Genomic DNA, 24,951 nt, shown 5'->3' with positions numbered 1-24,951 from the left:
TTAACTTTTTGTCAGATTGCATAAAGTGAAATTTAATAACCGGCCCAGACCACTTACCGTCTGTAATAACGCCTCTTCTACCGCACCTACCGAGCCGTAGATAACAAGCGCACCGCTGAATCTATCGAGAAAGCCGATATGTACACCTGCCGCTTTCAGGGCTAAGTCACCGGCAATCATCGCGGTTTCGCCCGGCGTCAGCGTCATGATGCCGATGGCGCCTGCTTCGGGAACGCCGATCTTTTTCGCCAACTCCTCGCCGGGGTGCGCAATGAGATGCGCCAGCGTGACCTGTTTCCCCGGCACAAATTCCTGAATAATGCGTTCTTTTTCCATTGCTCACCGCCTCCTCTAAAACTGCCCTCATCGTGGCAATTTTTTGTCAGAGCAAATAACAAAATTCGGCAACCAGGTTTAAAAGGTGAAGTGGATCACTAAGAAAGGGAAAATAAAAAGGCGCGGGACAAACCCGCGCCGGAAATAAATCAAAGTGAAATTACAGCGGCTGCGTCTGCGCCTCAACCACCGCCAGCGCCACCATATTCACGATACGACGCACAGAGGCAATCGGTGTTAACACATGCACCGGTTTCGCCACCCCCATCAGGACTGGTCCTACGGTCACCCCTTCAGAGCTGGAGACGCGCAGCAGGTTATAGCTGATACGCGCCGCTTCCACGTTCGGCATAATCAGGATGTTCGCAGAACCTTTCAGCGGGCTGTCCGGCATCCGTTCGTTGCGGATGCTCTCCACCAGCGCTGCATCGCCGTGCATTTCGCCATCAATCATCAGCTCCGGTGCACGCTCGCGCACCAGCTCCAGCGTCTGACGCATTTTGCAGGCCGCCGCTGATTTGGACGAACCAAAGTTAGAGTGCGACAGCAGTGCCACCTTCGGCTCAATACCGAAGCGACGCACGGTCTCGGCCGCCATCACGGTGATTTCCGCGAGTTCGTCCGGGGTTGGGTCATCGTTAACGTAAGTATCGGCAATAAAGGTGTTGCCGCTTGGCAGCAGCAGTGCGTTCATCGCCCCGGCGGTATGAACGCCATCGCGATAACCGAAGATCTCCTGCACCACGCTGAAGTGTTCGTGGTAGTCACCGACGGTACCGCAGATCAACGCATCGGCTTCACCACGATGGACCATGATCGCGCCGATCACCGTCGTGTTGCTGATGACGGCTTTCTGCGCCTGTTCCTGGGTGATCCCGCGACGTTTCATGATCGCATAGTATTCGCTCCAGTACTCTTTGAAACGCGGATCGGATTCGTTGTTGACGATCTCAAAGTCCACACCCGGCTTAATTTGCAGGCCCAGTTTCTGGATGCGCATCTCGATAACGCTCGGACGACCAATCAGGATCGGCTTTGCCAGGCCTAAGGTGATCAGTTCCTGGGTTGCGTGCAGCACGCGAGCCTCTTCCCCTTCCGCCAGTACCACGCGTTTCGCATCGGCACGTGCCTGAGAGAAGATCGGCTTCATGAACAGGTTGGTTTTGTAGACAAACTCGGTGAGTTTATCGACGTAGGCATCGAAATCCTGAATCGGGCGTGTCGCCACGCCGGAGTCCATCGCCGCTTTGGCAACGGCGGGAGCAATCTTAACGATCAGACGCGGGTCGAACGGTTTTGGAATGATGTAATCCGGGCCAAAGCTCAGATCCTGGTCGCCGTAGGCGGAGGCAACCACTTCACTCTGCTCGGCGTGCGCCAGCTCCGCGATAGCGTGAACCGCGGCAAGCTTCATCTCTTCGTTGATCGCCGTCGCGCCGACATCCAGTGCCCCACGGAAGATGAACGGGAAGCAGAGCACGTTGTTGACCTGGTTAGGGTAGTCGGAACGACCCGTACAGATGATGGCATCTTCACGCACCGCTTTCGCCAGCGGCGGCAGAATTTCCGGTTCCGGGTTAGCCAGCGCCAGAATCATTGGCGCGCGCGCCATCTTCTTCACCATCTCCTGGGTCAGCACTTTCGGGCCTGAACAGCCGAGGAAGATATCCGCACCATCAATGACATCCTCCAGCGTGCGTTTACCGTCGTCTTCAACCGCATACGCCGCTTTGGTTTCCGCCATGTTTGGCTCGCGGCCTTTATAGATAACGCCTTTGGAATCACAGACCACAATGTTGTGCTTCTGCATACCCAGCGCCACCAGCAGGTTCATACAGGCGATAGCCGCAGCTCCCGCACCGGAAACGACCATGCGCACGTCGGAGAGATTTTTCTCCACTACGCGCAGACCGTTCAGAATCGCGGCGGTACTGATAATCGCGGTGCCGTGCTGGTCATCATGGAACACGGGAATGTTCATACGCTCGCGCAGTTTCTGCTCGATATAGAAACATTCCGGCGCTTTGATGTCTTCCAGGTTGATACCGCCGAAGGTCGGTTCCAGCGCAGCCACCACGTTGATGAATTTATCGGGATCGAGTTCATCCACCTCGATATCAAATACGTCGATACCGGCGAATTTCTTGAACAGAACACCCTTCCCTTCCATCACGGGTTTACCCGCCAGCGCACCAATGTTGCCAAGACCTAATACCGCTGTGCCGTTAGAGATAACGGCAACAAGGTTGCCACGCGCGGTATATTTGTAGGCCGCCAGCGGATCTTTTTCGATTTCCAGACACGGTGCAGCAACGCCTGGCGAATAGGCCAGCGCCAGATCGCGCTGCGTTGCCAGTGGCTTGGTGGGGGAAACCTGGATTTTACCCGGGACAGGGAACTCGTGAAAATCGAGGGCACTCTGTTTTAACTGCTCATCCATCTTCTTTTTCCTTTCACGTATCGGTCAAAAGGGTGACGTAAGCGATCCTGTTGCACACCCTGGTGTGCCGCCTAGTATCGCCGCAGGCCGCCACATAAACTTTGAAGGCTGCCAAACTCTCACCATCACACATTAAAAATTGTTATCAATTTATAACAGCCATGTTACCCGTCTCAAAAGCAATGCCGCCCCCGTCTGCTATGCTTTTTTGTTAAGTCCATCATGATTTTTCCAGAAGTGTGAACTAACGCACTCATCTAACTCTTTTATTTTCAAGGAGTAATTATTTATGAATCAGTTAGACGGCATCAAACAATTCACCACCGTGGTCGCAGACAGCGGCGATATCGAATCGATCCGCCACTATCAGCCGGAAGATGCGACCACTAACCCGTCGCTATTGCTCAAGGCCGCCGGGCTTGCGCATTTTAGTCATCTGATTGATGACGCCATTGCTTACGGTAAACAGCGCGGGAAAACCCAGGAGCAGCAGGTCACTGAAGCCAGTGACAAGCTGGCCGTTAATTTTGGTGCAGAAATTCTGAAAAGCATCCCCGGACGCGTCTCGACGGAAGTCGATGCCCGTCTCTCTTTCGATAAAGAAAAGAGTATTCACAAGGCCCGTCGTCTGGTTGACCTCTATCAGGAGCAGGGGATCGATAAATCTCGCATCCTGATCAAACTGGCATCGACGTGGGAAGGCATTCGTGCGGCAGAAGTGTTGGAAAAAGAGGGTATCCACTGCAACCTGACGCTGCTGTTCTCGTTTGCTCAGGCACGCGCCTGTGCCGAAGCGGGCGTGTTCCTCGTCTCGCCGTTTGTCGGACGCATCTACGACTGGTATCAGGCAAAACAGCCGATGGATCCGTACGTGGTCGATGAGGACCCGGGCGTCAAATCGGTCCGTAATATCTATGATTACTTTAAACAGCACCGCTACGACACTATCGTGATGGGGGCCAGCTTCCGCCGTACCGAGCAGATCCTCGCCCTGGCAGGCTGCGACCGCCTGACCATCTCCCCTAATCTGCTCAAAGAGCTGCAGGACAAAGAAGAGACGGTGATCCGCAAGCTGGTCCCGACCTCCACCGTTCTGCCAAAACCGAAAGCCATGACCGAAGCCGAGTTCCGCTGGGCACATAATCAGGACGCCATGGCCGTGGAAAAACTGGCGGAAGGCATCCGCCTTTTCGCCGTCGATCAGCGCAAACTTGAAGATCTTCTCGCCGCCAAACTTTAACCTTGCCACGGAGTGAACTATGTCCCGTAAAGAGCTAGCCAATGCCATTCGCGCCCTCAGCATGGATGCCGTGCAGAAAGCCAATTCCGGCCACCCTGGCGCGCCTATGGGCATGGCTGATATTGCCGAAGTATTGTGGAACGACTTCCTGAAGCACAACCCCAACGACCCCACCTGGTATGATCGCGACCGCTTTATTCTCTCTAACGGCCACGCCTCAATGCTGCTCTACAGCCTGCTGCATCTTTCCGGTTACGACCTGCCGATTTCCGAGCTGAAAAACTTCCGCCAGTTGCACTCCAAAACACCGGGTCACCCGGAGATTGGCTATACGCCAGGGGTGGAAACCACCACAGGACCGCTCGGTCAGGGGCTGGCGAATGCGGTCGGGCTGGCGATTGCCGAGCGCACGCTGGGCGCGCAGTTTAATCAGCCAGGACATGACATCGTTGACCATTACACGTATGTGTTTATGGGTGACGGCTGCCTGATGGAGGGGATTTCCCACGAGGTCTGCTCCCTTGCGGGCACGCTGGGGCTGGGCAAGCTGATCGGGTTTTACGATCACAACGGCATCTCCATCGACGGGGAAACCGAAGGCTGGTTTACCGACGACACGGCGAAACGCTTCGAAGCCTACCACTGGCACGTGGTGCATGAGATCGATGGCCATGACCCAGAGGCAGTGAAAAAAGCGATTCAGGAAGCGCAAAGCGTGAAGGACAAACCTTCCCTGATTATCTGCCGCACGGTTATTGGCTTCGGCTCACCAAACAAAGCGGGTAAAGAAGAGGCGCACGGCGCGGCGCTGGGTGAAGAGGAAGTGGCGTTAACCCGACAAAAACTGGGCTGGAAATACCCGCCATTTGAGATCCCAAAAGAGATCTACAAAGCATGGGATGCCCGCGAAACGGGTGAAAAGGCGCAGCAGTCCTGGAACGAGAAGTTTGCCGCTTACAAAAAAGCGCACCCTGATCTGGCTGCCGAGTTTTCCCGCCGCATGAGCGGTGGCCTACCGGAAGACTGGGACGATAGAACCCAGGCGCTGATTGAAAACCTGCAGGCCAACCCGGCGAAAATCGCCACCCGTAAGGCCTCGCAAAATACACTCAACGCCATTGGACCTATCCTGCCCGAACTGCTCGGTGGCTCAGCGGACCTCGCGCCCAGTAACCTGACGATCTGGTCTGGTTCAAAATCACTGAAAGAGGACATTGCCGGGAACTATATCCACTACGGCGTGCGCGAGTTCGGGATGACCGCCATTGCCAACGGCATCGCCCATCACGGCGGCTTCGTGCCCTACACCGCCACCTTCCTGATGTTTGTCGAATACGCCCGCAACGCGGCGCGCATGGCGGCACTCATGAAGGCGCGACAGATTATGGTTTATACCCATGACTCAATTGGTCTGGGGGAAGACGGACCAACGCACCAGGCGGTGGAACAACTGGCCAGCCTGCGCCTGACACCAAACTTCAGCACCTGGCGCCCATGCGATCAGGTGGAAGCGGCGGTCGGCTGGAAGCTGGCTGTGGAGCGCCATACTGGCCCGACAGCGCTGATCCTGTCACGCCAGAACCTGGCGCAAATTGAGCGCACACCAGAGCAGGTGAAAAACATCGCCCGCGGCGGTTACATTCTGAAAGACAGCGGTGGTAAACCGGACGTGATCCTGATTGCGACCGGTTCGGAGGTAGAAATCACGGTGAAAGCCGCCGAGAAGTTGACCGCCGAGGGTCATGCGGTGCGCGTGGTGTCATTGCCATCAACGGATATCTTTGACGCCCAGGATGAGGCGTACCGGGAATCAGTTCTGCCATCCAACGTTGCGGCTCGCGTGGCGGTAGAGGCCGGTATTGCCGACTACTGGTACAAGTACGTGGGACTGAAAGGGGCGATTGTCGGGATGCACGGATACGGTGAATCGGCGCCTGCCGATAAGCTGTTCCCGTATTTCGGCTTTACCGTTGAAAACGTGGTTGAGAAGGCGTTGAGCGTGCTTTAGTGCTGTTGCCGGGTAGCGCTGTCGCTTACCCGGCCTGCAAAACCATCGCGATTACGTCACCCGGCAAAAAGCTACCGCGTGATCCACAGCGTGGGCCAGGCGTCTGGTCTATTCCAGTTATCACAACTGGGCTCCTCGGCATAACGTACCAGGCGAAAACGCTGGCCGTCAAAACGCCAGCGTGTCTGGACACCACAATCTCCCAAACCACGTCCTAGCGCGAGCGTTGTCAGCTCGCGCGTCTTCTCATCGAAGCTGGCATTCATCAATTCCATTTCGCTGTCGTCACTAGACGGTGTAAAGGGCAGACGCAGCCTGACGCTGCGGGCGGTGAACGGTTTTTTACGTGATACCAGCCACGCCAGATCGACAGTGTTATAAGCCCCCGCCTCGCAGCTGACGATCAGCAGCGCTTTGTCATCGGTTAACGCGGTGACGCGCACTTCCCGGCGGTTAGGATCCAGCGAGCACTGATTGCTGTTCATCCGTCCGGTACCATAGTCCAGCAGATCGTTCAGTTCAGCGTGGGAGAGCGGCGTCGGTGTCGGATTGACGACCGTCACCTTTTTTAAAGCGGGAGCGGGTGGAACGCTTAACGGCGGATCATCACCTTTCTTGATCCACGCGGTTTCGCTCCCGACGCGCTTTTGCTGCGCATCAATGAACAGCAACGCGGCCTTAAGCCCGGTCAGTGAAATCACCTGCTTACCGCCGCGCAGGGTCAGGGACTTCCCTTCCTGGATGTTTTTCAGAAAAGCGGTAATGGTGGCGGCATCATCCGTTTTCAGATGCCAGGACGTGAGCTGCCAGTGCTGTTTATCCAGCTTAAGGGGAACGTTATCCAGCAGCAGACGGGGAGCAATATCCGGCTCTTTAACCGACGGGGCGTCAAGGCCGCCGAGATCGATACGCAGCGTTGCATCCGTTTTCGCCCCGGCGCTTCGGGTGAGCGTCATAACCAGACCACGGTGTTCACCCGTGTTGCGTGCCAGACAGAAATTCTGGTTATTGCAGGTCACCTGCCAGTCAGAAAATGCCTGCTGAGCAGGCGCAGCCCGCACCTGCGGCGCGAGAAGCACACAAAACAGAGAGAATAAAAAAACACTGTAGCGCATGAATGACACAATCCCGGAACGAAAACGCTTAACTGGGCAGTATCTTCGTGTTACCACCGGGGTTGCTCAATCGGATTTATCAGATATACCCGAAAAATCATCTACATCCGTTCGAAAGCAGTGTCCATCAGCCCGGTTGTTTGTAAATACTGCAGTAATATCACAGCTTTGCCATCCCTGATTTCGCCTGAACGCATCATCTCCAGCGCACGGGAAAAGGGGAGCTCCAGCACTTCGATATCTTCATCTTCGACACCACCGCCCCGGTGAGTCCGCTGCGCATCGCTGTATTCCGCAATGAAGAAATGCACAATTTCCGTTACGCCGCCTGGGGACATAAACAGCTCGAAGACCTTTTTGACCTCTCCCACTTCGAAGCCGGTCTCTTCAACGGCCTCTTTGCGGATACACACTTCCGGCTCGTCATCATCAAGCAGGCCAGCACAGGTCTCAATCAAACGGCCATCAGGGTTGCCATTAACCCAGGTGGCCACCCGGAACTGACGGATCAGCACCACGCTCTGCTTTTCACGGTTATAGAGCAAAATGGTTGCCCCGTTGCCGCGGTCATAGACCTCGCGTTTGTGGCGGATCACTTCACCGTTGTTACGTGTAAGATCATAGGTGATGTTACGCAGGACAAAGTAGTTTTCAGAGAGAATTTTGTCTTTGATAACGTCAATTTTCAGGGTCATACGGGCTCCACGGCACAATGAGTCGTCCTATACTACGCCGTGGCTCCCGCTTTGTCGCCCACCGGTTAATGATGTTTCGACGCGCCACCCCCAAGCCAGTCGAGCATTCCTTGCGCCGCATGACGCCCTTCCGCCATCGCGGTCACCACCAGATCCGCCCCACGCACCGCATCGCCACCAGCGAAGATTTTCGGGTTGGTCGTCTGGTAACGATAGCGACTCTCTACCGAGGCCACTATTCGCCCCCAGTCATCTGTTTCGACACCCTGCGCCTGCAGCCACGGCATCGCGTGTGGGTTAAAACCAAACGCCATGATCACGGCATCAGCAGGCATCACAAACTCACTGCCCGCCACCGGAACAGGTCGACGCCGTCCCTGCGCATCCGGTTCGCCGAGTTCGGTACGCAGCATCCGGATGCCATTGACCTTGCCGTCTTGATCAAGCGTCAATTCAACTGGCTGGACGTTAAATTCAAATGCGGCGCCCTCTTCTTTGGCATTCTTCACCTCTTTCTTCGAGCCCGGCATATTGACCTCATCCCGACGATAGGCGCAGGTGACTTTCGCCGCACCGTGGCGTAACGCAGTGCGGACGCAGTCCATCGCCGTGTCTCCCCCACCAAGCACCACGACGTTTAACCCGTGAGTATCAATAAACGGTTCACTGTCCGTCGCCTCCAGCCCCATAACATGGCGCGTGTTACCCACAAGGAAAGGCAACGCGTCATAGACGCCTGGCGCGTCTTCATGCGGGATCCCCGCTTTCATGGAGCGATAGGTTCCCACGCCAATAAACAGCGCATCAAAGTCGTCCTGCAACTGAGACATCGACACATCCTGGCCCACCTCGCAGTTCAGCTCGAAGCGGATCCCCATCGCGGTAAATATCTCTCTGCGTCGCGCGAGCAGTGATTTGTCGAGTTTGAATGCCGGGATACCAAAGGTCAGCAAACCACCAATTTCCGGATGCCTGTCATAAACCGTCACGCTGACACCATTACGCACCAGCACATCAGCACAGGCCAGCCCGGCAGGCCCTGCCCCGATAATCGCAACCCGCTTGTCCACCGGAACAATACCGCTCATATCCGGTCTCCAGCCCATCGCCAGCGCCTGGTCAGAAATATAGCGCTCAATGTTTCCAATGGTGACTGATCCCGCGTCATCGCGCAGCGTGCAGGCTCCTTCACATAATCGGTCCTGCGGACAGACGCGCCCCGTAATTTCGGGTAAACAGTTGGTCTGATGAGAAAGCTCAACAGCACCCGCAATATCCCCCGCATTGAGGCGCTCAATCCACTGCGGGATGTGGTTGTGCAGCGGACAAGTCCACTCGCAGATGCTGTGCTCTCCGCATTTCAGGCATCGCGATGCCTCACGACTGGCCTGTGCAGCCCGGAACGGCAGGTAAATTTCGTTAAAATGGTTAACGCGTTCTGCGACTGTAAGCTTGTCAGGTTCGCCGCGTGGCGGGGTCGTTTGCATCCGCTGCAGTTTGGTTTGCGAAATAACCTCTCTGACAGCCTCCGCATGCCAGGGCTGCGCCTCCAGGCTGGCAGTGCGCTGTCGGCGCGATTTGGCCAGGTTATCCAGCACGGCAGACGTCGCCAGCGAAAGGACATCTGCCGGGCAATTTTCAATACAGGCCGGGCCTTGTGGGCGCGTCAGGCAGAGATCGCATTTATTCGCCGATGCCTTCACACTGCCGTTTTCAAGCGGAGTGACGATAATGTCCATCGTACCAAACGGGCAAGCCACCACGCAGGCTTTACAACCGATGCATTTTTGTTGATTCACCTGTACGCTGTCATCGCATTTGCTGATGGCGCCGTTTGGGCAGCTTTGCGCGCAGGGTGCAGCTTCACAATGATGGCAGGTAACGGGGCTTCTCTTCTCGCCAGATTTCAGGACCGTGATACGAGGATGAAAATGGCGCTCGCTCAGGACATGCTGCTCACCATTGTGTGCCATCACGCAAGCCACTTCGCAGGCCCGACACCCAATGCATTGCTGGCTGTTAGCCATAATAAAACGATTCATAACCACACCTGTTTTTGGTTCAATAACCTTATTCTTTGTATGAATATGGTATTTACGCATTACGGCGCGATCGGGCAATGTTCAAATGCCCAGGACGCCAAACTATTTCCAGTGAACCTGTGGCAGATCAATTTTATTCAGAGGGCCGTTCTGTGACCGTTAAACGACCTGTTTCCGGAAGCCTGGCCTGGGCTTTCTTTTCGATCATTGCGTTATCCGTTCTGACCAGCAGCGTCGCACTGCTGACGCTGACCAGTAGCCAGCGTGATGCCGAAGCCATCAACATCGCAGGTTCACTGCGTATGCAGAGCTACCGGCTGGGCTATGAGATGCAGGGCAACAGCCCGTCTCTGGCGGCGCATCGCGAAAACTGGCAGAAGACATTAAGCGCCCCGGCATTAGAAAAGTTGAACCGCTGGTATGTACCGGACAACGTGAAACAGCGTTATCAGCAACTGCATGTCGCCTGGCTGGAGATGGATAAGCGCATCGCGCAAGGCGACATCGCGTGGTATCAAAGCCACATTGAAGATTTTGTCGGCCGTATTGATGCCTTTGTGCTTGCCCTCCAGCACTACACCGAACATAAAATCCAGACGGTGACCCTGCTCTCTCTGGCTGGCGCGCTTGGGATCCTGCTACTGACGCTGTTTACCCTGCGACGCATCCGTCGTCAGGTGGTGCTACCGCTTAACAATCTTGTCGCGGCAAGCGAACGGATTGAGCGAGGGGAATTTGAGACCCCAGCCCCGGATACCGCACTGCCAAATGAACTGGGCCAACTCTCCCGCGCCTTCAACCATATGTCGGCCGAGTTACATACCCTCTATCGTTCGCTGGAAGCCTCGGTGGCGGAAAAAACGCGACATTTGCATGAAGCCCATCAGCAGCTCGAAATGCTGTTCAAATGCTCTCAGGCGCTGAATACCGGCCAGATAGACAGCCTGTGTTTCCGGCATATCCTGCAGATCGTCCATGAATATACGCAGATGAATTATCTGGAATTACGCACCAGCGACGACTGGCGGTTATGTGAAGGAACAGAAACAAGCGGTATTCCACTGCAAAACCTGCCGGTACTGATGCAGGATACGCTGTATGGTGAGTTGCGCTGGCAAAGTGAGACGGACAGTGTTCCTCTCCCACTGATGAGAAGTGTGGCGACGATGCTCGGACGCGGGCTGTACTTTAACGAGGCGCAAAAACATTACCAGCAACTGCTGCTGATGGAAGAGCGCGCAACCATCGCCCGCGAACTCCATGATTCGCTGGCACAGGTGCTGTCGTATCTGCGTATCCAGCTCACGCTGCTGAAACATGCGGTGCCGCAGGACAATGCCCCGGCTCAGACCATCATCACCGACTTTTCCCGCGAGCTTAACAATGCCTGGCATCAACTGCGCGAGCTGCTCACCACCTTCCGCCTGACGCTCAACCACGCGAATTTACCTGCGGCACTCCAGGAGTCTCTCGACGTTCTGCAGAGCCAGACACAGGCGAAGCTGCATCTTGACTGTCGCCTCTCCTCGCTGGCGCTGGATGCCCAAAAGCAGGTGCATCTGTTGCAGATCGTGCGCGAGGCCGTGTTGAACGCCATTAAGCACGCGCAGGCCAGCGAGATCACCGTAAGCTGCGTGACCTCCGTGGATGGCACGCACAGTGTCAGCATTCGTGACAACGGCATCGGGATTGGCGAAGCCAGCGAACCAGCGGGACACTACGGGTTGAATATTATGCGTGAACGCGCGCAACGGCTCGGAGGAATGCTGCACTTTTCTCAGCCGCAAAACGGCGGCACGCTGGTCAGCGTGACGTTCCCGGTGCCCACGCCGTTAACCGGTAAATAACGGTAAAGGGGGAAGCGCAGGAAAAAGCGCATGATAATTTACATTATCTCCTTTATTTCTCCACGTTTGGTCTTCGTCTTGCCGCTAAAGTGATGCAGGCAATAAACAATAATGACGTGCAGCAAAACGAGGTCACTTTTTCATGGCGAATTTTTTCATCGATCGCCCCATTTTTGCCTGGGTACTGGCCATTCTGTTATGTCTGACAGGTGTCCTGGCGATTACGTCACTTCCTGTCGAGCAATATCCCGATCTGGCACCACCTAACGTACGCGTCACCGCCAACTATCCAGGAGCATCCGCACAGACGCTGGAAAATACCGTGACACAGGTTATCGAACAGAACATGACGGGTCTGGATAACCTGATGTACATGTCCTCGCAAAGCAGCGCGACAGGTCAGGCGACGGTCACACTGAGCTTTACCGCTGGCACTGATCCCGATGAAGCCGTACAGCAGGTGCAAAATCAGTTGCAGTCGGCCATGCGTAAACTGCCTCAGGCGGTGCAGAACCAGGGTGTGACCGTGCGTAAAACCGGTGATACCAACATTTTGACTATCGCGTTTGTCTCCACTGATGGCTCCATGGATAAGCAGGATATTGCGGACTATGTTGCCAGTAATATTCAGGACCCCATCAGCCGAATTAACGGCGTAGGCGATATCGACGCTTACGGTTCACAATACTCAATGCGCATCTGGCTCGATCCCAACAAGCTCAACAGCTACCAGATGACCGCAACCGATGTAACGGATGCTATCAAAGCCCAAAACGCCCAGATTGCCGTGGGGCAGTTAGGAGGCACACCTTCCGTAGATAAACAAGCCCTGAATGCCACCATCAATTCGCAGTCACTGCTTCAGACCCCGGAGCAGTTCCGCGACATTACCCTGCGTGTGAATCAGGATGGCTCGGAAGTGCGTCTTGGCGATGTCGCCACGGTGGAAATGGGTGCGGAGAAGTACGACTACCTGAGCCGCTTTAACGGCAATCAGGCCTCGGGTCTGGGGATTAAACTGGCCTCCGGCGCCAATGAAATGGCCACAGCGAAACTGGTGTTAGATCGGCTGGATGAGCTTTCACAGTATTTCCCGCACGGGCTGGAATATAAAGTCGCCTATGAAACCACCTCCTTCGTCAAAGCCTCGATTAAAGATGTGGTGAAGACCCTGCTGGAAGCGATCGCGCTGGTGTTCCTGGTCATGTACCTGTTCCTGCAAAACTTCCGCGCAACGCTGATCCCAACCATCGCCGTCCCTGTCGTCCTGCTGGGGACCTTTGCGGTGCTTTACGCGTTTGGCTACAGCATTAACACCCTGACGATGTTTGCGATGGTGCTGGCAATCGGCCTTCTGGTGGATGATGCCATCGTGGTGGTCGAAAACGTCGAGCGAATAATGAGCGAGGAAGGCCTTTCCCCGCGCCAGGCCACGCGCAAATCCATGGGTCAAATTCAGGGGGCGTTAGTCGGTATTGCGATGGTGCTGTCGGCGGTCTTTATCCCGATGGCCTTCTTTGGCGGCACCACCGGAGCGATCTACCGCCAGTTCTCGATAACCATCGTCTCGGCAATGGTGCTCTCCGTGCTGGTCGCATTGATCCTCACTCCCGCACTCTGTGCCACAATTCTGAAGCCGCTGCACAAAGGGGAACATCACGGCCAAAAAGGGTTCTTCGGCTGGTTTAACCGGATGTTCAACCGCAATGCCGCACGATATGAATCTGCCGTGGGGCGAGTACTTCACCGCAGCCTGCGCTGGATGATGATTTACGTGGTGCTGCTCGGCGGCATGGTCTGGCTGTTCCTGCATCTGCCGACCTCATTCCTGCCGATGGAAGACCGAGGAATGTTCACCACCTCGGTGCAGCTCCCGAGTGGTGCAACGCAGCAGCAGACACTAAAAGTGGTTCAGAAAGTGGAGCAGTACTTCTTCACTAAAGAGAAGGATAACGTTGTATCGGTCTTCTCCACCGTGGGCTCTGGCCCGGGCGGAAACGGGCAGAACGTCGCCCGTATGTTTGTCCGCCTGAAAGACTGGGATGAGCGCGATACGAAAACCGGAACCTCCTTTGCCATTATTGAGCGCGCGACGAAAGCCTTTGCACATATCAAAGAAGCACGCGTCTTTGCCAGCAGTCCACCGGCGATCAGCGGGCTGGGCAGTTCCGCCGGGTTTGATATGGAGTTGCAGGATCACGCCGGCGCTGGCCACACGGCACTGATGGCGGCACGCGATAAGCTCTTAGAGCTGGCAGGGAAAGACGCCGGTCTGACCCGCGTTCGTCATAACGGTCTTGATGACAGTCCGCAGCTCCAGGTGGATATCGATCAACGTAAGGCGCAGGCGCTGGGCGTCTCAATCAACGACATCAACGACACCCTGCAAACGGCGTGGGGCTCAAGCTATGTGAATGACTTTATGGATCGCGGCCGCGTGAAAAAAGTGTATGTACAATCCGCCGCGCCGTTCCGCATGTTGCCGAATGACATTAACCGCTGGTTTGTCCGTAATAATACCGGCGGTATGGTGCCGTTCTCCGCTTTTGCCTCCTCACACTGGGAGAGCGGTTCACCACGTCTGGAGCGCTATAACGGCTATTCTGCAGTTGAAATCGTTGGGGAAGCTGCACCGGGCGTCAGCACAGGTACCGCCATGGATGCCATGGAAAAACTGGTGCAACAGCTACCTGCAGGTTTTGGTCTGGAGTGGACAGCCATGTCATACCAGGAGCGGCTCTCAGGAGCACAGGCTCCCGCGCTTTACGCGCTTTCATTGCTGGTCGTCTTCCTCTGCCTTGCCGCATTGTATGAAAGCTGGTCAGTCCCGTTCTCGGTCATGCTGGTGGTTCCCCTTGGGGTCATCGGCGCACTACTGGCAACCTGGATACGCGGCCTGGAGAACGATGTTTACTTCCAGGTGGGGTTACTCACCGTTATCGGTTTGTCGGCGAAAAACGCCATTCTGATTGTTGAGTTCGCTAACGAGATGAATGCTAAAGGTCACGAACTGATGGCTGCCACGCTGCACGCCTGTCGCCAGCGCTTACGCCCAATCCTGATGACGTCGCTGGCGTTTGTTTTCGGTGTACTTCCGATGGCAACCAGCACAGGCGCAGGCTCCAGCAGTCAGCATGCGGTAGGTACAGGCGTCATGGGGGGCATGATTTCGGCGACCATCCTGGCCATTTATTTTGTTCCCTTGTTCTTTGTGCTGGTACGTCGTCGTTTCCCGCTGAAAGAACGTCCCGAGTAACGTATAGACATAAAAAAGGCGGCTTTTTTTTAGCCGCCTTTTTATTGTGTGATTCATTCACACTATGATTATTTTACTTATTTAAGTGCTCTTGCAATTCTTACTGAATGTCATTTACGAAGCATGCCTTCGATAAAATCTTTCCAGTTCCCCAGTTCACGTTCAATCATAACAACCTCTCTTATTATTATGCGCATTCTACGAAAACGTATCATCATTGTGAAGACAATTTAACCAATTGCTGTGATTATACCCCGCCACTGTCAGAGAATTATGATAAATATGAACGGAGAACCTTAAATTTTTTGTGACGGCAAGCAATATTTAGAAATAACCATACAAGCAGGTGAGTTTTATTTTACTTACTGAGTTTATTGGCAATTTAAACTTTATGGGCATCTATGCTTAAATGATGAAAGAATATTCAGCGTACAAGTGTGAGTTGAATTAAGATGATGAGTAAATTAAGACAATTCTTGAATGTGTTATATTCTGCTTAAGGATATATCTTCGAATTTATTGAACATTTTATCACCACAGGAACAAAAGGATTCACCATGGTTGTGATGTACGGCATTAAAAACTGCGACACCATCAAAAAAGCCCGCCGCTGGCTGGACGCGAACAACGTGGAGTACCGCTTCCATGATTACCGTGCCGATGGACTTGATGCAGAATTTCTGCATAACGCCATCAAAGAACTGGGCTGGGAAGCCCTGCTGAATACACGCGGCACCACCTGGCGTAAGCTGGATGAATCTCTCCGCGCTGGCATCGTTGATGGCGACAGCGCAGCAAAACTGATGCTCGACATGCCAGCAATTATCAAACGCCCATTGCTCTGCGCGCCCGGGCAGCCTATGCTGCTGGGTTTCAGTGAAACCCTTTATTCCGACTTTTTTCGTTGAGGTGTAGTTTATGTCATGCCCGGTCATTGAGCTGACTCAGCAGCTTATTCGCCGTCCTTCCCTTAGCCCGGACGACGCAGGTTGTCAGGCATTAATGATTGAGCGCCTGCGTGCCATCGGTTTTACCGTCGAACGCATGGATTTTGGCGATACCCAGAACTTCTGGGCGTGGCGTGGTCAGGGCGAAACGCTGGCCTTTGCCGGGCATACTGATGTCGTTCCCGCAGGTGATGCGGATCGCTGGATTAACCCGCCATTTGAACCGACCATCCGCGATGGCATGCTGTTTGGTCGCGGTGCAGCAGACATGAAAGGCTCCCTGGCTGCAATGGTCGTGGCAGCAGAGCGTTTTGTTGCCCAGCATCCGAACCATAAAAACCGTCTCGCATTTTTAATCACCTCAGATGAAGAAGCCAGTGCCCATAACGGTACCGTGAAGGTTGTTGAAGCACTGATGGCGCGAAACGAGCGTCTCGACTACTGTCTGGTCGGAGAGCCGTCCAGTACCGAAGTGGTGGGGGATGTCGTCAAAAATGGTCGCCGTGGCTCGCTGACCTGTAACCTGACCATTCACGGGGTTCAGGGGCATGTTGCTTATCCGCATCTGGCCGATAACCCGGTCCATCGCGCTGCGCCGATGCTGAACGAACTGGTGGCGATTGAGTGGGACAAAGGTAACGAGTTCTTCCCGCCGACCAGTATGCAGATTGCGAACCTCAAAGCAGGAACCGGCAGCAACAACGTAATCCCGGGTGATTTCTTCGTCCAGTTTAACTTCCGCTTCAGCACTGAACTGACCGATGAGATGATCAAAGCGCGTGTCGTCGCTCTGCTGGAGAAATATAACCTGCGCTACACCGTGGACTGGTGGCTTTCCGGTCAGCCGTTCCTGACGCAGCGTGGCAAACTGGTGGATGCGGTAGTGAACGCCATCGAGCACTATAATGAAATTAAGCCACAACTGCTGACGACGGGTGGCACCTCTGACGGACGCTTTATCGCCCGCATGGGCGCCCAGGTTGTCGAACTGGGACCAGTGAACGCGACCATTCATAAAATCAATGAGTGTGTGAATGCCGCAGATTTGCAACTGCTGGCCCGTATGTATCAACGCATTATGGAGCAACTCGTCGCCTGACGAACGCTCTGAGAGGAATAGCGAATGGATTGGCTTTCAAAATACTGGTGGATTCTGGTGTTAGTTTTTCTGGTCGGCGTGTTGCTTAACGTGATTAAAGATCTTAAGCGCGTTGACCATAAAAAATTTCTCGCTAACAAGCCGGATCTGCCACCACACCGTGATTTTAACGACAAGTGGGACGATGACGACGACTGGCCGAAGAAGGACCAGAAGAAGTAATCAGTCTGTATCCCCTCTCCTGAGGAGAGGGGATAACCTCACATAAACTCTACAATATCGTCATCAGCCGGCTTACCGCCGCTGAGCGCCTCATCAAAATAGTGCTTCGGTACGGTATAGCGCAGATGGTCGAGCGCAAACTGTATACTGCGATCGTCAATGGCATGCCCCAGATCGTCAACGATATCCAGCGTCACATCCCCACCTTCGCGAATCAGCGCTTCCTGAGCGGCAACCGCATGCGAGAGCTCAATCACCCGGTCTTCACCACCGTGGATCAAGTGGATCGTCGTCTGCGTGGTGGCGCTCGTCGGTAACGTCGCAAAACGGCCATTAAACGCAATCACGCGTGACACCAGACCCGGTTGCGCTTTTACGCTTTCCAGCGACATGATTGACCCCTGCGAGAAGCCAATCAGCGCAGTGGCATCTGCTCCCACGCCGCTCTGCTGCTGCCAGTAGCGTACGATATCAATAAACGCTGGCATGACGGCGTCAATGCGAGCCTGACGATTCTCTTCTGTCACGCCCTGAACAGAGAACCACTGGCGTCCGTTTGGACCACATGGCTCTATGCCACCGATGCTGATAATCAAGGCATCCGGGAAAACAGGTGCAAACCAACTGCCAATCTGGCCCATGTTGACGGCATTATCACCAACACCATGAAACAGAAGCAGTAACTGTTTAGCCGGTTTGTCAGGGCTTTGAACAACAAAATGGTCATGTTTCATGGTGATCTCCTTAATAGATGACCTGGATTCTACGCCTCCCGGCGGGAATGACCATGCCACTTTACTGAAGAAGTCATTGAAAAAATTGCCATTGCAAAATAGCGTCTTTCAGCTGCTGACAGCGCGCTTTATCCAGCTTTTCAAGCGCTTGTACCGTTTCGCTGCGAAGCTTTGCCAGCAACGCTTTTCGCCCAAGGTCATCCGTCTTCCCAGCCATTTTATCGCGCAGTGCCGGGAGAGGCATGTCCACACTCAGCAGCAGACGCGTTAGCGCAGCGACGGAGGTCGAAAAGGCCCGATGCGCAAAGGCAAACCCGGCCAGCTCCAGCCAGTCGTCATTATTAAGGGTAGCTTCCCAGCCATCTTCCACTGGGATCTTTTCACCGTTCCAGGCCGATAACACCCGCGCATCGCGCTTCAGACGCAGTTGCGCCTGCTCACACAACTGATGCCCCGCCTTGCTCAGCGGCAGCAACGCCATTGCGGTAAAACAACCACTGCTGGCTTCACGATGGCTACCCATCCGCACCAGCACAAACCCGCATTGCTGCCAGAAATGCCATAGTTCATCGGTATAGCCAAAACTCACTGACAGATAATCCTCGCCACTGGCGTTGCGAATCAGCGCCTGACCGATGCCCTCCCGCTGGCGATAAGGATGTACAGCAATGCGAGTCACCCGTCTGCCTTTGAGCGTCGCCGCCAGTGGTGATCCGCCGTGGGCCGCCAGAGACTGTGCCACCAGGTTCCCACGAGGACGCCGATACCCCGCCCAGACGGCGCGGCTAAGCTCGGGTGATAACCCGCCTTCATCCACCAGCCAGAGCGCCCCGGCGATATCAGAGTCTGTCTGGGCGATGGCAAAATGCTGCCCGGGAGCGTCCATCATGCGGCGTAAATCAAGCGGTGAGGTGCGATAGTGAGCCGCACAGAGTAGCTCGTAAACGCCTGTCGCAAGTGCCGGTTGGCGTTCCCACGCCTCCGGTTCCAGAGAGGTCAAACGCACCTCGCCTTCCGGGCGGTGATCGAGAAGCGTATCGTCAAAAAGCAGTGCGCTGGCGACGACTCGCTCAAGCGGGCAGCCCGCAGCCCAGCGAATCGGTACAGATAAGCTGAAACGCTGCAATCCGGTAAACCGGGCGCAGAATTTTAATAAGAACCCTCTCCCCGTCCCTTCGTAACCCTGAACCGTCGTGGTCAACAACACGCGAGGAAAACGCAATACCAACTTTTCAAGTAGTGGGCCGGGGATCGCGGCGGCTTCATCGACAATTAGCCAGTCGGCCTGCAACGAAGAGGCCAGCAGCGCATCCGGGGCCATAAAATTGAAATGCTCTCCTGCAAAACGGGCGAGAACATCCGTCGCTCCCTTCGCTGGGGCGGTGACCACAGCGCTGCCCGCAATGCGATTCAGCAACATTCCCGCCAGAGCTGACTTTCCGCGCCCGCGCGCGGCGGTGACGGCCACGATGCCAGGCGACATCCCCTCAAGGACATTGAGGATCTCAGCCTGCTCGCGTTGCGGTCCCCCGCTGGCAGGCTGCCAGTCGGGTGCGTCGGGAAAAGGAGGAAGCGATAAAGGGTGCCCCTGAAGCCAGACAATCGCATCGGGATCGGCGGCAATGGTCCGGCAAAAATGGCGTACAAAATGCGGTGTGGCTATCGCTTCGGCACTATCGCTCCAGCGCAGGGAATCGTGATCGGGATGTTCAGCCCAGTGCGCGAGCGGCGGAACCCTCAGTACCAGAAGACTTCCGGCACTCAGCGTTCCGCTCAGAGCCGCAAAGGCGGAGACATCGAACCCAGTGCAGGCGTCAAAAATAGCATGCCGGAACTCGCGTCCCAGCAGGCTACTGATGGCTTTTGATGGCTGTTCGTCCAGCCACACCCAGTCTCCAGGTAAAGTCTCTCGCAGGGCCACAGCCTGCGATAACGTCCATTGCTCATCACCGCTCAGCACCACCAGCCGACGTTGACCAGTGCGCTCAAGCTCGCTGATCAACTGCTCAAACGACGCCATTACATCGCTTTGCCGAAAGTATTACACTGCGCCGGATCGCCACTGTCGAAACCGCGTTTAAACCAGCTGTATCGTTGTTGCGATGTACCGTGAGTGAAACTGTCCGGCACCACGCGCCCCTGGCTCTGTTGCTGAAGTCGGTCGTCGCCAATCGCCTCAGCGGCGTTTAGTGCCTCTTCAAGGTCACCGGACTCCAGAACCCCCTGCTGCTGCATGCTGTGGCCCCAGACGCCGGCAAAGCAGTCTGCCTGCAGCTCCATTTTTACCGAAAGGCGGTTAACTTCAGCCTGCGAGGCATTTTGCTGAAGCTGCCGCACTTTAGGTTCAATCCCCAGCAGCTTTTGCACATGATGGCCGACTTCATGCGCAATCACGTAGCCCTGAGCAAAATCACCGTCAGCACCAAGCTTACGTTTCATGTCATCGTAGAAAGAGAGATCGATATAAACGGTGCCATCTGCCGGGCAGTAGAACGGCCCCATCACTGATTGACCGGTACCGCATCCGGTACGGGTTGCACCGCGGTACATCACCAGCTTCGGTTGCTGATAGGAACGCCCCATCTTCTCGAACAACTGACCCCAGGTGTCTTCTGTTGTGGCGAGGATAACGGAGGTAAATTTAGCCGCTTCATCTTCATTTGGGCTGATGGAGCGCTGAGAATGTTGCTGCTGTTGCAACGGCTGACCGGTCATTAAACCGGTGAGATCGACCCCGTAATACCCCGCGACCAGCACCACAATCAGCAGAATGATTCCGCCCTTCCCGCTGGGTAAGCGGAAGCCGGGCCCGCCCATGGAAGGACCGCCACCGCCATCACTGCGTCTGTCTTCTACATTGTCACTTTCACGACGCCCTTGCCAGCGCATAAACACCTCGAACTATTCCATTAATAATAGCTATGATCGTAGGCGGTTAACGGCAAGATTACCATAGGAAACAAAGGTAAGACGCCAAAGGATGCAAACATCCTTTGGCAACTGAGGGAGTTAGTCGAGCTTAACGCCTAAACGGTGAGCAACGGCTTCGTATGCTTCAATCAGGCCACCCAGGCTCTGACGGAAACGGTCTTTGTCCATTTTATCCAGAGTTTCTTTATCCCACAGACGGCTGCCGTCTGGTGAGAACTCGTCGCCCAGCACGACTTCACCTTTGAACAGGCCAAACTCCAGCTTGAAGTCGACGAGGATCAGACCCGCGTCATCAAACAGTTTTTTCAGCACGTCGTTGGCTTTGTAGGTCAGCTCTTTCATACGCGCCAGGTTCTCTTTATTCACCCAGCCGAAGGTTTCGCAGTAAGAATCATTGACCATCGGGTCGTGCATGGCATCATTTTTCAGGAACAGGTCGAACAGCGGTGGATTCAGCTCGATACCTTCTTCAATGCCCAGACGCTTCACCAGGGAGCCCGCGGCACGGTTACGAATAACGCACTCAACCGGAACCATATCCAGTTTTTTCACCAGACATTCCGTATCGGACAGCAACGCTTCCATCTGAGTCGGGATACCCGCTTCGGCCAGTTTGGTCATAATGAAGTGGTTGAACTTGTTGTTCACCATGCCTTTACGATCGAACTGCTCAATGCGTGCGCCATCCCCTGCTGACGTATCATTGCGGAACTCGAGCACCAACAGATCCGGGTTTTCCGTGCTGTATACGGTCTTCGCTTTGCCACGATACAACTCAGCTTGCTTCTGCATCTTCATTACTCCTGGTGTGATGATTTGTGTTCAAAACTGGGGATATTATGCCACGCACACGTTTGCGTAGCACTAAAATAAAAAGGGCTGGATTAACCAGCCCTCATATTTATTTGCTGAATGCCGCTTGGAAGACAGCGACCAGCGCATCGTTCTGCGACTGGGTCAGCGTGTGACCTTTCGGATCGATAAACTGCAGACTACTGCGGTTATCGAGGTCACCTACCTGAATCTTGTAGTCACCGGAGGCAAGCTGAGGATCTTTAGCGCCCAGTTCCTGCCACGCGCTGTCAGACAGCGGCTTATACGTTGCCGTGATGCTACCCGTAGAACGCGTGCTGTCGGTCACTTTCATGCCCACTTTTTCCAGCGTCGCTGGCAGACGCTGCCAGGTCTGGTTAAACGGTGCACGAACAACCAGCATTGGCAGACCGGTATCATCCGCACCGCTCTGAACGTCGAACGTCACGCCGTTGCGGCTCTGCGCTGCGTTGGCGGCATCAGTCGCGGTCTTATCCAGACCCGCAGCAATCACGTTCAGCATTTCGGTGCTGTAACGCTGCAGGGATGACGCATCTGCAACTGGTTTGCCCGCCTGTTCCAGGTTCAACAGCTTAACGTTAACCGCCTGCTGATAACCTTGTGGTTTAACGGAGACTTGATAACGACCACGATACTGCTGATCTTCATCCAGACGGTTCCATTCGATCCAGTCGGTGGTTAACGTCTGGCTGGCGTCATCACGTTTATCAATGGTGTAGTTCTTCGACTGAATGACGCTCACCACCTGCGGCCACAGGGTGCTACCGCGCGCGCTCTCAACCATCAGAGACGCCGTATCACCAGTGAACTGAGTACGCGCCCCGTTTACCAGCGCCAGAGGCTGTGCTGGTGGACGAATATCAAGCGCTTTACCGACCAGGCCGCTGCCGTTGGTCACGGGGATATTATAATCGCCGTTCTGAATCGGCAGGATCATACCAGCCGGTGCGTGAAGTTCAGCAAGCGGGGTCGCATCCAGATAGGATTCATCACCGCTCACCTGGCGCTTGTAGCGCGAGTCTGAACTACAGGCAGCGAGCAGCATAACAAGCGAAACACTCGCAACCTTCGCCAGGCGCGACTTCTGTACTGAATAAGCCATCAAATCTCCCTAAACTTTACAGCAAACCGGCATGCTTCAGCGCTGCCTTAACGATTTCACGACCATGGTCGGTAATCGGTGTCATTGGCAGACGCAGCGTATCGGTTGCTACAAGTCCCAACTCCTTACATGCCCATTTCACAGGGATCGGATTGGGTTCGACAAATAATTTATTGTGCAACGGCATCAGACGCTGATTAATGACACGCGCTTCATCAAAGTGACCCGCTGCTGCCAGTTTGCACATTTCAGCCATATCGCGCGCCGCAACGTTTGCCGTTACGGAGATCACGCCATGACCACCGAGCTGCATAAAGTCCAGCGCGGTCGCATCATCACCACTCAACAGGATAAAGTCGTCTGAAACCAGCTCTTTGATCTGATGAACGCGGCTTAAGTTCCCTGTCGCCTCTTTAATACCGATAATATTTTTTACTTCCGCGAGACGACCAACGGTTTCCGGCAGCATATCGCAGCCAGTACGGGACGGCACATTATACAGAATTTGTGGCAAGTCAGTATGTTCAGCGATGGCTTTGAAGTGCTGGAACAAACCTTCCTGAGTAGGACGGTTGTAGTAAGGGGTTACCGTCAGACAGCCCACAATGCCGCTGTCATTAAAACGTTTGGTCAGACTGATAGCTTCTGCGGTTGCATTAGCTCCTGTCCCCGCGATGACAGGAATACGTCCGTCAGCCAGTTCCAGGGTCAGCATGACCACATCGCCGTGCTCTTCGTGGCTCAGCGTTGCAGATTCACCGGTAGTCCCTACCGAAACGATCGCCGAGGTTCCATTGGCGACATGGTAATCAATCAGCTTCTTCATGCTTGACCGGCAGACATTACCTTTTTCATCCATCGGTGTTACAAGCGCGACAATACTTCCCGTGAACATGAGCCATCCTCTGTGCGAACAAGAGTCTCAATGGTACGTTTGGAACTGTAATAAAAGCAAGCGACCTGAGGCCCTCAGGCGGTTGTATGCATGTTTTTTTTATGCTTTCCTTAGGAAGACTTAACCATGCAAAGGAAGAACAGGTTTGACAACCTCATCACAACATTACCTGGTTATCACTGCGCTGGGTGCCGACAGGCCGGGTATCGTGAACACCATCACCCGTCACGTGAGCAGTTGCGGCTGCAATATCGAAGACAGCCGCCTGGCAATGCTGGGCGAAGAGTTCACGTTTATTATGCTGCTGTCCGGAACATGGAATGCGATTACGCTTATCGAATCTACCCTGCCACTGAAAGGTGCGGAGCTGGATTTGCTGATCGTGATGAAACGTACCACCGCGCGCCCGCGTCCGGCTATGCCTGCAACTGTCTGGGTGCAGGTTGAAGTCCCTGATTCCCCTCATCTGATTGAGCGCTTTACCGCACTGTTTGACAGCCATCAGATGAACATCGCTGAGCTCGTTTCCCGTACACAACCGGGCGACGAGAGCGCCGTTCCCACGCTCTTTATTCAAATTACCGCACACAGCCCTGCCTCACAGGATGCGTCAAATATCGAGCAAGCGTTCAAAGCCCTCTGTACAGAATTAAACGCGCAAGGCAGTATAAGCGTCGTCAATTATTCGCAGCACGAACAGGATGGAGTTGAGTAATGAATCCACTGAAAGCCGGTGATATCGCACCGAAATTTAGCTTACCGGATCAAGACGGCGAGCAAGTAAATTTGACCGACTTCCAGGGACAGCGTGTTCTGGTCTATTTCTACCCGAAAGCCATGACCCCCGGCTGCACCGTACAGGCCTGCGGCTTACGCGACAACATGGACGAGTTGAAAAAAGTCGGCGTGGAAGTGCTGGGCATCAGCACCGATAAACCAGAAAAACTGTCACGATTTGCCGAGAAAGAGCTGCTGAACTTCACGCTGCTTTCTGACGAAGACCATCAGGTGTGCGAGCAGTTCGGCGTCTGGGGCGAGAAGACATTTATGGGTAAAACCTACGACGGCATTCACCGCATCAGCTTCCTGATTGACGCTGACGGTAAAGTTGAACATGTGTTTGATGACTTCAAAACCAGCAATCACCACGACGTGGTGTTGAACTGGCTGAAACAAAGTGCCTGATAAACAGCAAAACGGTAACCCAG

Annotated in this window: 21 protein-coding genes; 9 read left to right on the top strand and 12 right to left on the bottom strand. The window is 54.6% G+C overall.

Going from position 1 to position 24,951, the window contains the following annotated elements; genetic code table 11:
- Complete coding sequence (gene eutS, locus HED65_RS04160) at positions 1 to 336, bottom strand: ethanolamine utilization microcompartment protein EutS (RefSeq protein ID WP_114977561.1); 336 nt, start codon at positions 334 to 336, stop codon at positions 1 to 3.
- 160 nt (positions 337 to 496) lie between these two features.
- The gene (gene maeB, locus HED65_RS04155; RefSeq protein WP_114977560.1) at positions 497 to 2,776 is read right to left on the bottom strand and encodes an NADP-dependent oxaloacetate-decarboxylating malate dehydrogenase; all 2,280 of its coding nucleotides are present in this window, start codon (positions 2,774 to 2,776) and stop codon (positions 497 to 499) included.
- A gap of 289 nt (positions 2,777 to 3,065) precedes the next feature.
- Between maeB and tal the strand changes: the two genes are divergently transcribed.
- Together tal and tkt are read left to right on the top strand one after the other, a co-directional pair.
- Positions 3,066 to 4,016: a transaldolase gene (tal, locus tag HED65_RS04150; protein WP_114977559.1), complete on the top strand. Its 951-nt coding sequence runs from the start codon at positions 3,066 to 3,068 to the stop codon at positions 4,014 to 4,016.
- 19 nt (positions 4,017 to 4,035) lie between these two features.
- A complete protein-coding gene (gene tkt, locus HED65_RS04145) occupies positions 4,036 to 6,024 on the top strand; it encodes a transketolase (RefSeq protein WP_114977558.1) in 1,989 nt (662 codons plus the stop codon).
- A gap of 71 nt (positions 6,025 to 6,095) precedes the next feature.
- On the opposite strand, the gene HED65_RS04140 is transcribed toward tkt, so the two are convergent.
- From HED65_RS04140 to aegA, 3 genes are all read right to left on the bottom strand, one after another.
- Positions 6,096 to 7,139, bottom strand: coding sequence for a DUF1176 domain-containing protein (locus HED65_RS04140; RefSeq protein ID WP_114977557.1), 1,044 nt, complete (start codon positions 7,137 to 7,139; stop codon positions 6,096 to 6,098).
- A gap of 101 nt (positions 7,140 to 7,240) precedes the next feature.
- Complete coding sequence (gene nudK / locus HED65_RS04135; RefSeq protein ID WP_028016145.1) at positions 7,241 to 7,834, bottom strand: GDP-mannose pyrophosphatase NudK; 594 nt, start codon at positions 7,832 to 7,834, stop codon at positions 7,241 to 7,243.
- Positions 7,835 to 7,899: 65 nt separating this feature from the next.
- Positions 7,900 to 9,876, bottom strand: coding sequence for a formate-dependent uric acid utilization protein AegA (gene aegA / locus HED65_RS04130; protein WP_114977556.1), 1,977 nt, complete (start codon positions 9,874 to 9,876; stop codon positions 7,900 to 7,902).
- A 152-nt stretch (positions 9,877 to 10,028) separates the two neighbouring features.
- On the opposite strand from aegA, the gene narQ reads away from it, so the two are divergent.
- Positions 10,029 to 11,723 (top strand): nitrate/nitrite two-component system sensor histidine kinase NarQ, encoded by a 1,695-nt coding sequence (gene narQ, locus HED65_RS04125; protein ID WP_114977811.1) that lies wholly within the window; start codon positions 10,029 to 10,031, stop codon positions 11,721 to 11,723.
- 142 nt (positions 11,724 to 11,865) lie between these two features.
- Positions 11,866 to 14,979 carry a multidrug efflux RND transporter permease AcrD gene (gene acrD / locus HED65_RS04120; protein ID WP_114977555.1) on the top strand — a complete coding sequence of 1,038 codons (3,114 nt, stop codon included), beginning with the start codon at positions 11,866 to 11,868 and terminating at the stop codon, positions 14,977 to 14,979.
- Between the two features lie 110 nt (positions 14,980 to 15,089).
- Here acrD and ypfM read toward each other — a convergent pair whose 3' ends face one another.
- On the bottom strand, positions 15,090 to 15,149 hold the full coding sequence (gene ypfM / locus HED65_RS04115) for a protein YpfM (protein ID WP_015572204.1): 60 nt from the start codon (positions 15,147 to 15,149) through the stop codon (positions 15,090 to 15,092).
- Positions 15,150 to 15,536: 387 nt separating this feature from the next.
- Between ypfM and HED65_RS04110 the strand changes: the two genes are divergently transcribed.
- The 3 genes from HED65_RS04110 to HED65_RS04100 are packed head-to-tail and all read left to right on the top strand — an operon-like array spanning position 15,537 to position 17,247.
- Complete coding sequence (locus HED65_RS04110) at positions 15,537 to 15,887, top strand: ArsC family reductase (protein ID WP_114977554.1); 351 nt, start codon at positions 15,537 to 15,539, stop codon at positions 15,885 to 15,887.
- A gap of 10 nt (positions 15,888 to 15,897) precedes the next feature.
- Positions 15,898 to 17,025 carry a succinyl-diaminopimelate desuccinylase gene (gene dapE, locus HED65_RS04105; RefSeq protein WP_114977553.1) on the top strand — a complete coding sequence of 376 codons (1,128 nt, stop codon included), beginning with the start codon at positions 15,898 to 15,900 and terminating at the stop codon, positions 17,023 to 17,025.
- A 24-nt stretch (positions 17,026 to 17,049) separates the two neighbouring features.
- Positions 17,050 to 17,247 carry a YpfN family protein gene (locus HED65_RS04100; protein WP_014171111.1) on the top strand — a complete coding sequence of 66 codons (198 nt, stop codon included), beginning with the start codon at positions 17,050 to 17,052 and terminating at the stop codon, positions 17,245 to 17,247.
- 38 nt (positions 17,248 to 17,285) lie between these two features.
- Here the strand turns inward: HED65_RS04100 and ypfH are convergent, their stop codons facing one another.
- The 6 genes from ypfH to dapA all read right to left on the bottom strand — a co-directional run bounded on the left by ypfH (position 17,286) and on the right by dapA (position 23,743).
- Positions 17,286 to 17,981, bottom strand: coding sequence for an esterase (ypfH, locus tag HED65_RS04095; protein ID WP_114977552.1), 696 nt, complete (start codon positions 17,979 to 17,981; stop codon positions 17,286 to 17,288).
- Positions 17,982 to 18,054: 73 nt separating this feature from the next.
- Positions 18,055 to 20,001: a tRNA(Met) cytidine acetyltransferase TmcA gene (locus HED65_RS04090; protein ID WP_114977551.1), complete on the bottom strand. Its 1,947-nt coding sequence runs from the start codon at positions 19,999 to 20,001 to the stop codon at positions 18,055 to 18,057.
- On the bottom strand, positions 20,001 to 20,870 hold the full coding sequence (gene ypfJ / locus HED65_RS04085; protein WP_114977810.1) for a KPN_02809 family neutral zinc metallopeptidase: 870 nt from the start codon (positions 20,868 to 20,870) through the stop codon (positions 20,001 to 20,003). Before ypfJ ends, HED65_RS04090 begins: the two co-directional genes overlap by 1 nt.
- 120 nt (positions 20,871 to 20,990) lie before the next feature.
- Positions 20,991 to 21,704 (bottom strand): phosphoribosylaminoimidazolesuccinocarboxamide synthase, encoded by a 714-nt coding sequence (gene purC, locus HED65_RS04080; RefSeq protein WP_008501631.1) that lies wholly within the window; start codon positions 21,702 to 21,704, stop codon positions 20,991 to 20,993.
- 109 nt (positions 21,705 to 21,813) lie between these two features.
- Complete coding sequence (gene bamC, locus HED65_RS04075; protein ID WP_028016136.1) at positions 21,814 to 22,848, bottom strand: outer membrane protein assembly factor BamC; 1,035 nt, start codon at positions 22,846 to 22,848, stop codon at positions 21,814 to 21,816.
- Between the two features lie 16 nt (positions 22,849 to 22,864).
- Positions 22,865 to 23,743 (bottom strand): 4-hydroxy-tetrahydrodipicolinate synthase, encoded by an 879-nt coding sequence (gene dapA / locus HED65_RS04070; RefSeq protein ID WP_049007810.1) that lies wholly within the window; start codon positions 23,741 to 23,743, stop codon positions 22,865 to 22,867.
- A 145-nt stretch (positions 23,744 to 23,888) separates the two neighbouring features.
- Between dapA and HED65_RS04065 the strand changes: the two genes are divergently transcribed.
- Positions 23,889 to 24,458: a glycine cleavage system transcriptional repressor gene (locus HED65_RS04065; protein ID WP_028016134.1), complete on the top strand. Its 570-nt coding sequence runs from the start codon at positions 23,889 to 23,891 to the stop codon at positions 24,456 to 24,458.
- A complete protein-coding gene (bcp, locus tag HED65_RS04060; RefSeq protein ID WP_014171119.1) occupies positions 24,458 to 24,928 on the top strand; it encodes a thioredoxin-dependent thiol peroxidase in 471 nt (156 codons plus the stop codon). The genes HED65_RS04065 and bcp overlap by 1 nt, the downstream gene beginning before the upstream one ends.
- Positions 24,929 to 24,951 lie beyond the last annotated feature (23 nt).

The organism is Pantoea sp. LS15 (genome assembly GCF_012241585.1).
Lineage (GTDB): Bacteria > Pseudomonadota > Gammaproteobacteria > Enterobacterales > Enterobacteriaceae > Enterobacter.
This window is presented reverse-complemented; position numbering and strand designations above follow the sequence as displayed.

What these genes read in the sequence shown, in the direction of transcription:
- tal (WP_114977559.1), top strand. Translation starts at nt 3,066, where the DNA reads ATGAATCAGTTAGACGGCATCAAACAATTCACCACCGTGGTCGCAGAC.
- aegA (WP_114977556.1), bottom strand. Translation starts at nt 9,876, where the DNA reads ATGAATCGTTTTATTATGGCTAACAGCCAGCAATGCATTGGGTGTCGG.
- acrD (WP_114977555.1), top strand. Translation starts at nt 11,866, where the DNA reads ATGGCGAATTTTTTCATCGATCGCCCCATTTTTGCCTGGGTACTGGCC.
- ypfJ (WP_114977810.1), bottom strand. Translation starts at nt 20,870, where the DNA reads ATGCGCTGGCAAGGGCGTCGTGAAAGTGACAATGTAGAAGACAGACGC.
- maeB (WP_114977560.1), bottom strand. Translation starts at nt 2,776, where the DNA reads ATGGATGAGCAGTTAAAACAGAGTGCCCTCGATTTTCACGAGTTCCCT.
- ypfH (WP_114977552.1), bottom strand. Translation starts at nt 17,981, where the DNA reads ATGAAACATGACCATTTTGTTGTTCAAAGCCCTGACAAACCGGCTAAA.
- HED65_RS04100 (WP_014171111.1), top strand. Translation starts at nt 17,050, where the DNA reads ATGGATTGGCTTTCAAAATACTGGTGGATTCTGGTGTTAGTTTTTCTG.
- tkt (WP_114977558.1), top strand. Translation starts at nt 4,036, where the DNA reads ATGTCCCGTAAAGAGCTAGCCAATGCCATTCGCGCCCTCAGCATGGAT.
- dapA (WP_049007810.1), bottom strand. Translation starts at nt 23,743, where the DNA reads ATGTTCACGGGAAGTATTGTCGCGCTTGTAACACCGATGGATGAAAAA.
- nudK (WP_028016145.1), bottom strand. Translation starts at nt 7,834, where the DNA reads ATGACCCTGAAAATTGACGTTATCAAAGACAAAATTCTCTCTGAAAAC.
- purC (WP_008501631.1), bottom strand. Translation starts at nt 21,704, where the DNA reads ATGCAGAAGCAAGCTGAGTTGTATCGTGGCAAAGCGAAGACCGTATAC.
- eutS (WP_114977561.1), bottom strand. Translation starts at nt 336, where the DNA reads ATGGAAAAAGAACGCATTATTCAGGAATTTGTGCCGGGGAAACAGGTC.
- HED65_RS04140 (WP_114977557.1), bottom strand. Translation starts at nt 7,139, where the DNA reads ATGCGCTACAGTGTTTTTTTATTCTCTCTGTTTTGTGTGCTTCTCGCG.
- bcp (WP_014171119.1), top strand. Translation starts at nt 24,458, where the DNA reads ATGAATCCACTGAAAGCCGGTGATATCGCACCGAAATTTAGCTTACCG.
- HED65_RS04110 (WP_114977554.1), top strand. Translation starts at nt 15,537, where the DNA reads ATGGTTGTGATGTACGGCATTAAAAACTGCGACACCATCAAAAAAGCC.
- HED65_RS04090 (WP_114977551.1), bottom strand. Translation starts at nt 20,001, where the DNA reads ATGGCGTCGTTTGAGCAGTTGATCAGCGAGCTTGAGCGCACTGGTCAA.
- dapE (WP_114977553.1), top strand. Translation starts at nt 15,898, where the DNA reads ATGTCATGCCCGGTCATTGAGCTGACTCAGCAGCTTATTCGCCGTCCT.
- bamC (WP_028016136.1), bottom strand. Translation starts at nt 22,848, where the DNA reads ATGGCTTATTCAGTACAGAAGTCGCGCCTGGCGAAGGTTGCGAGTGTT.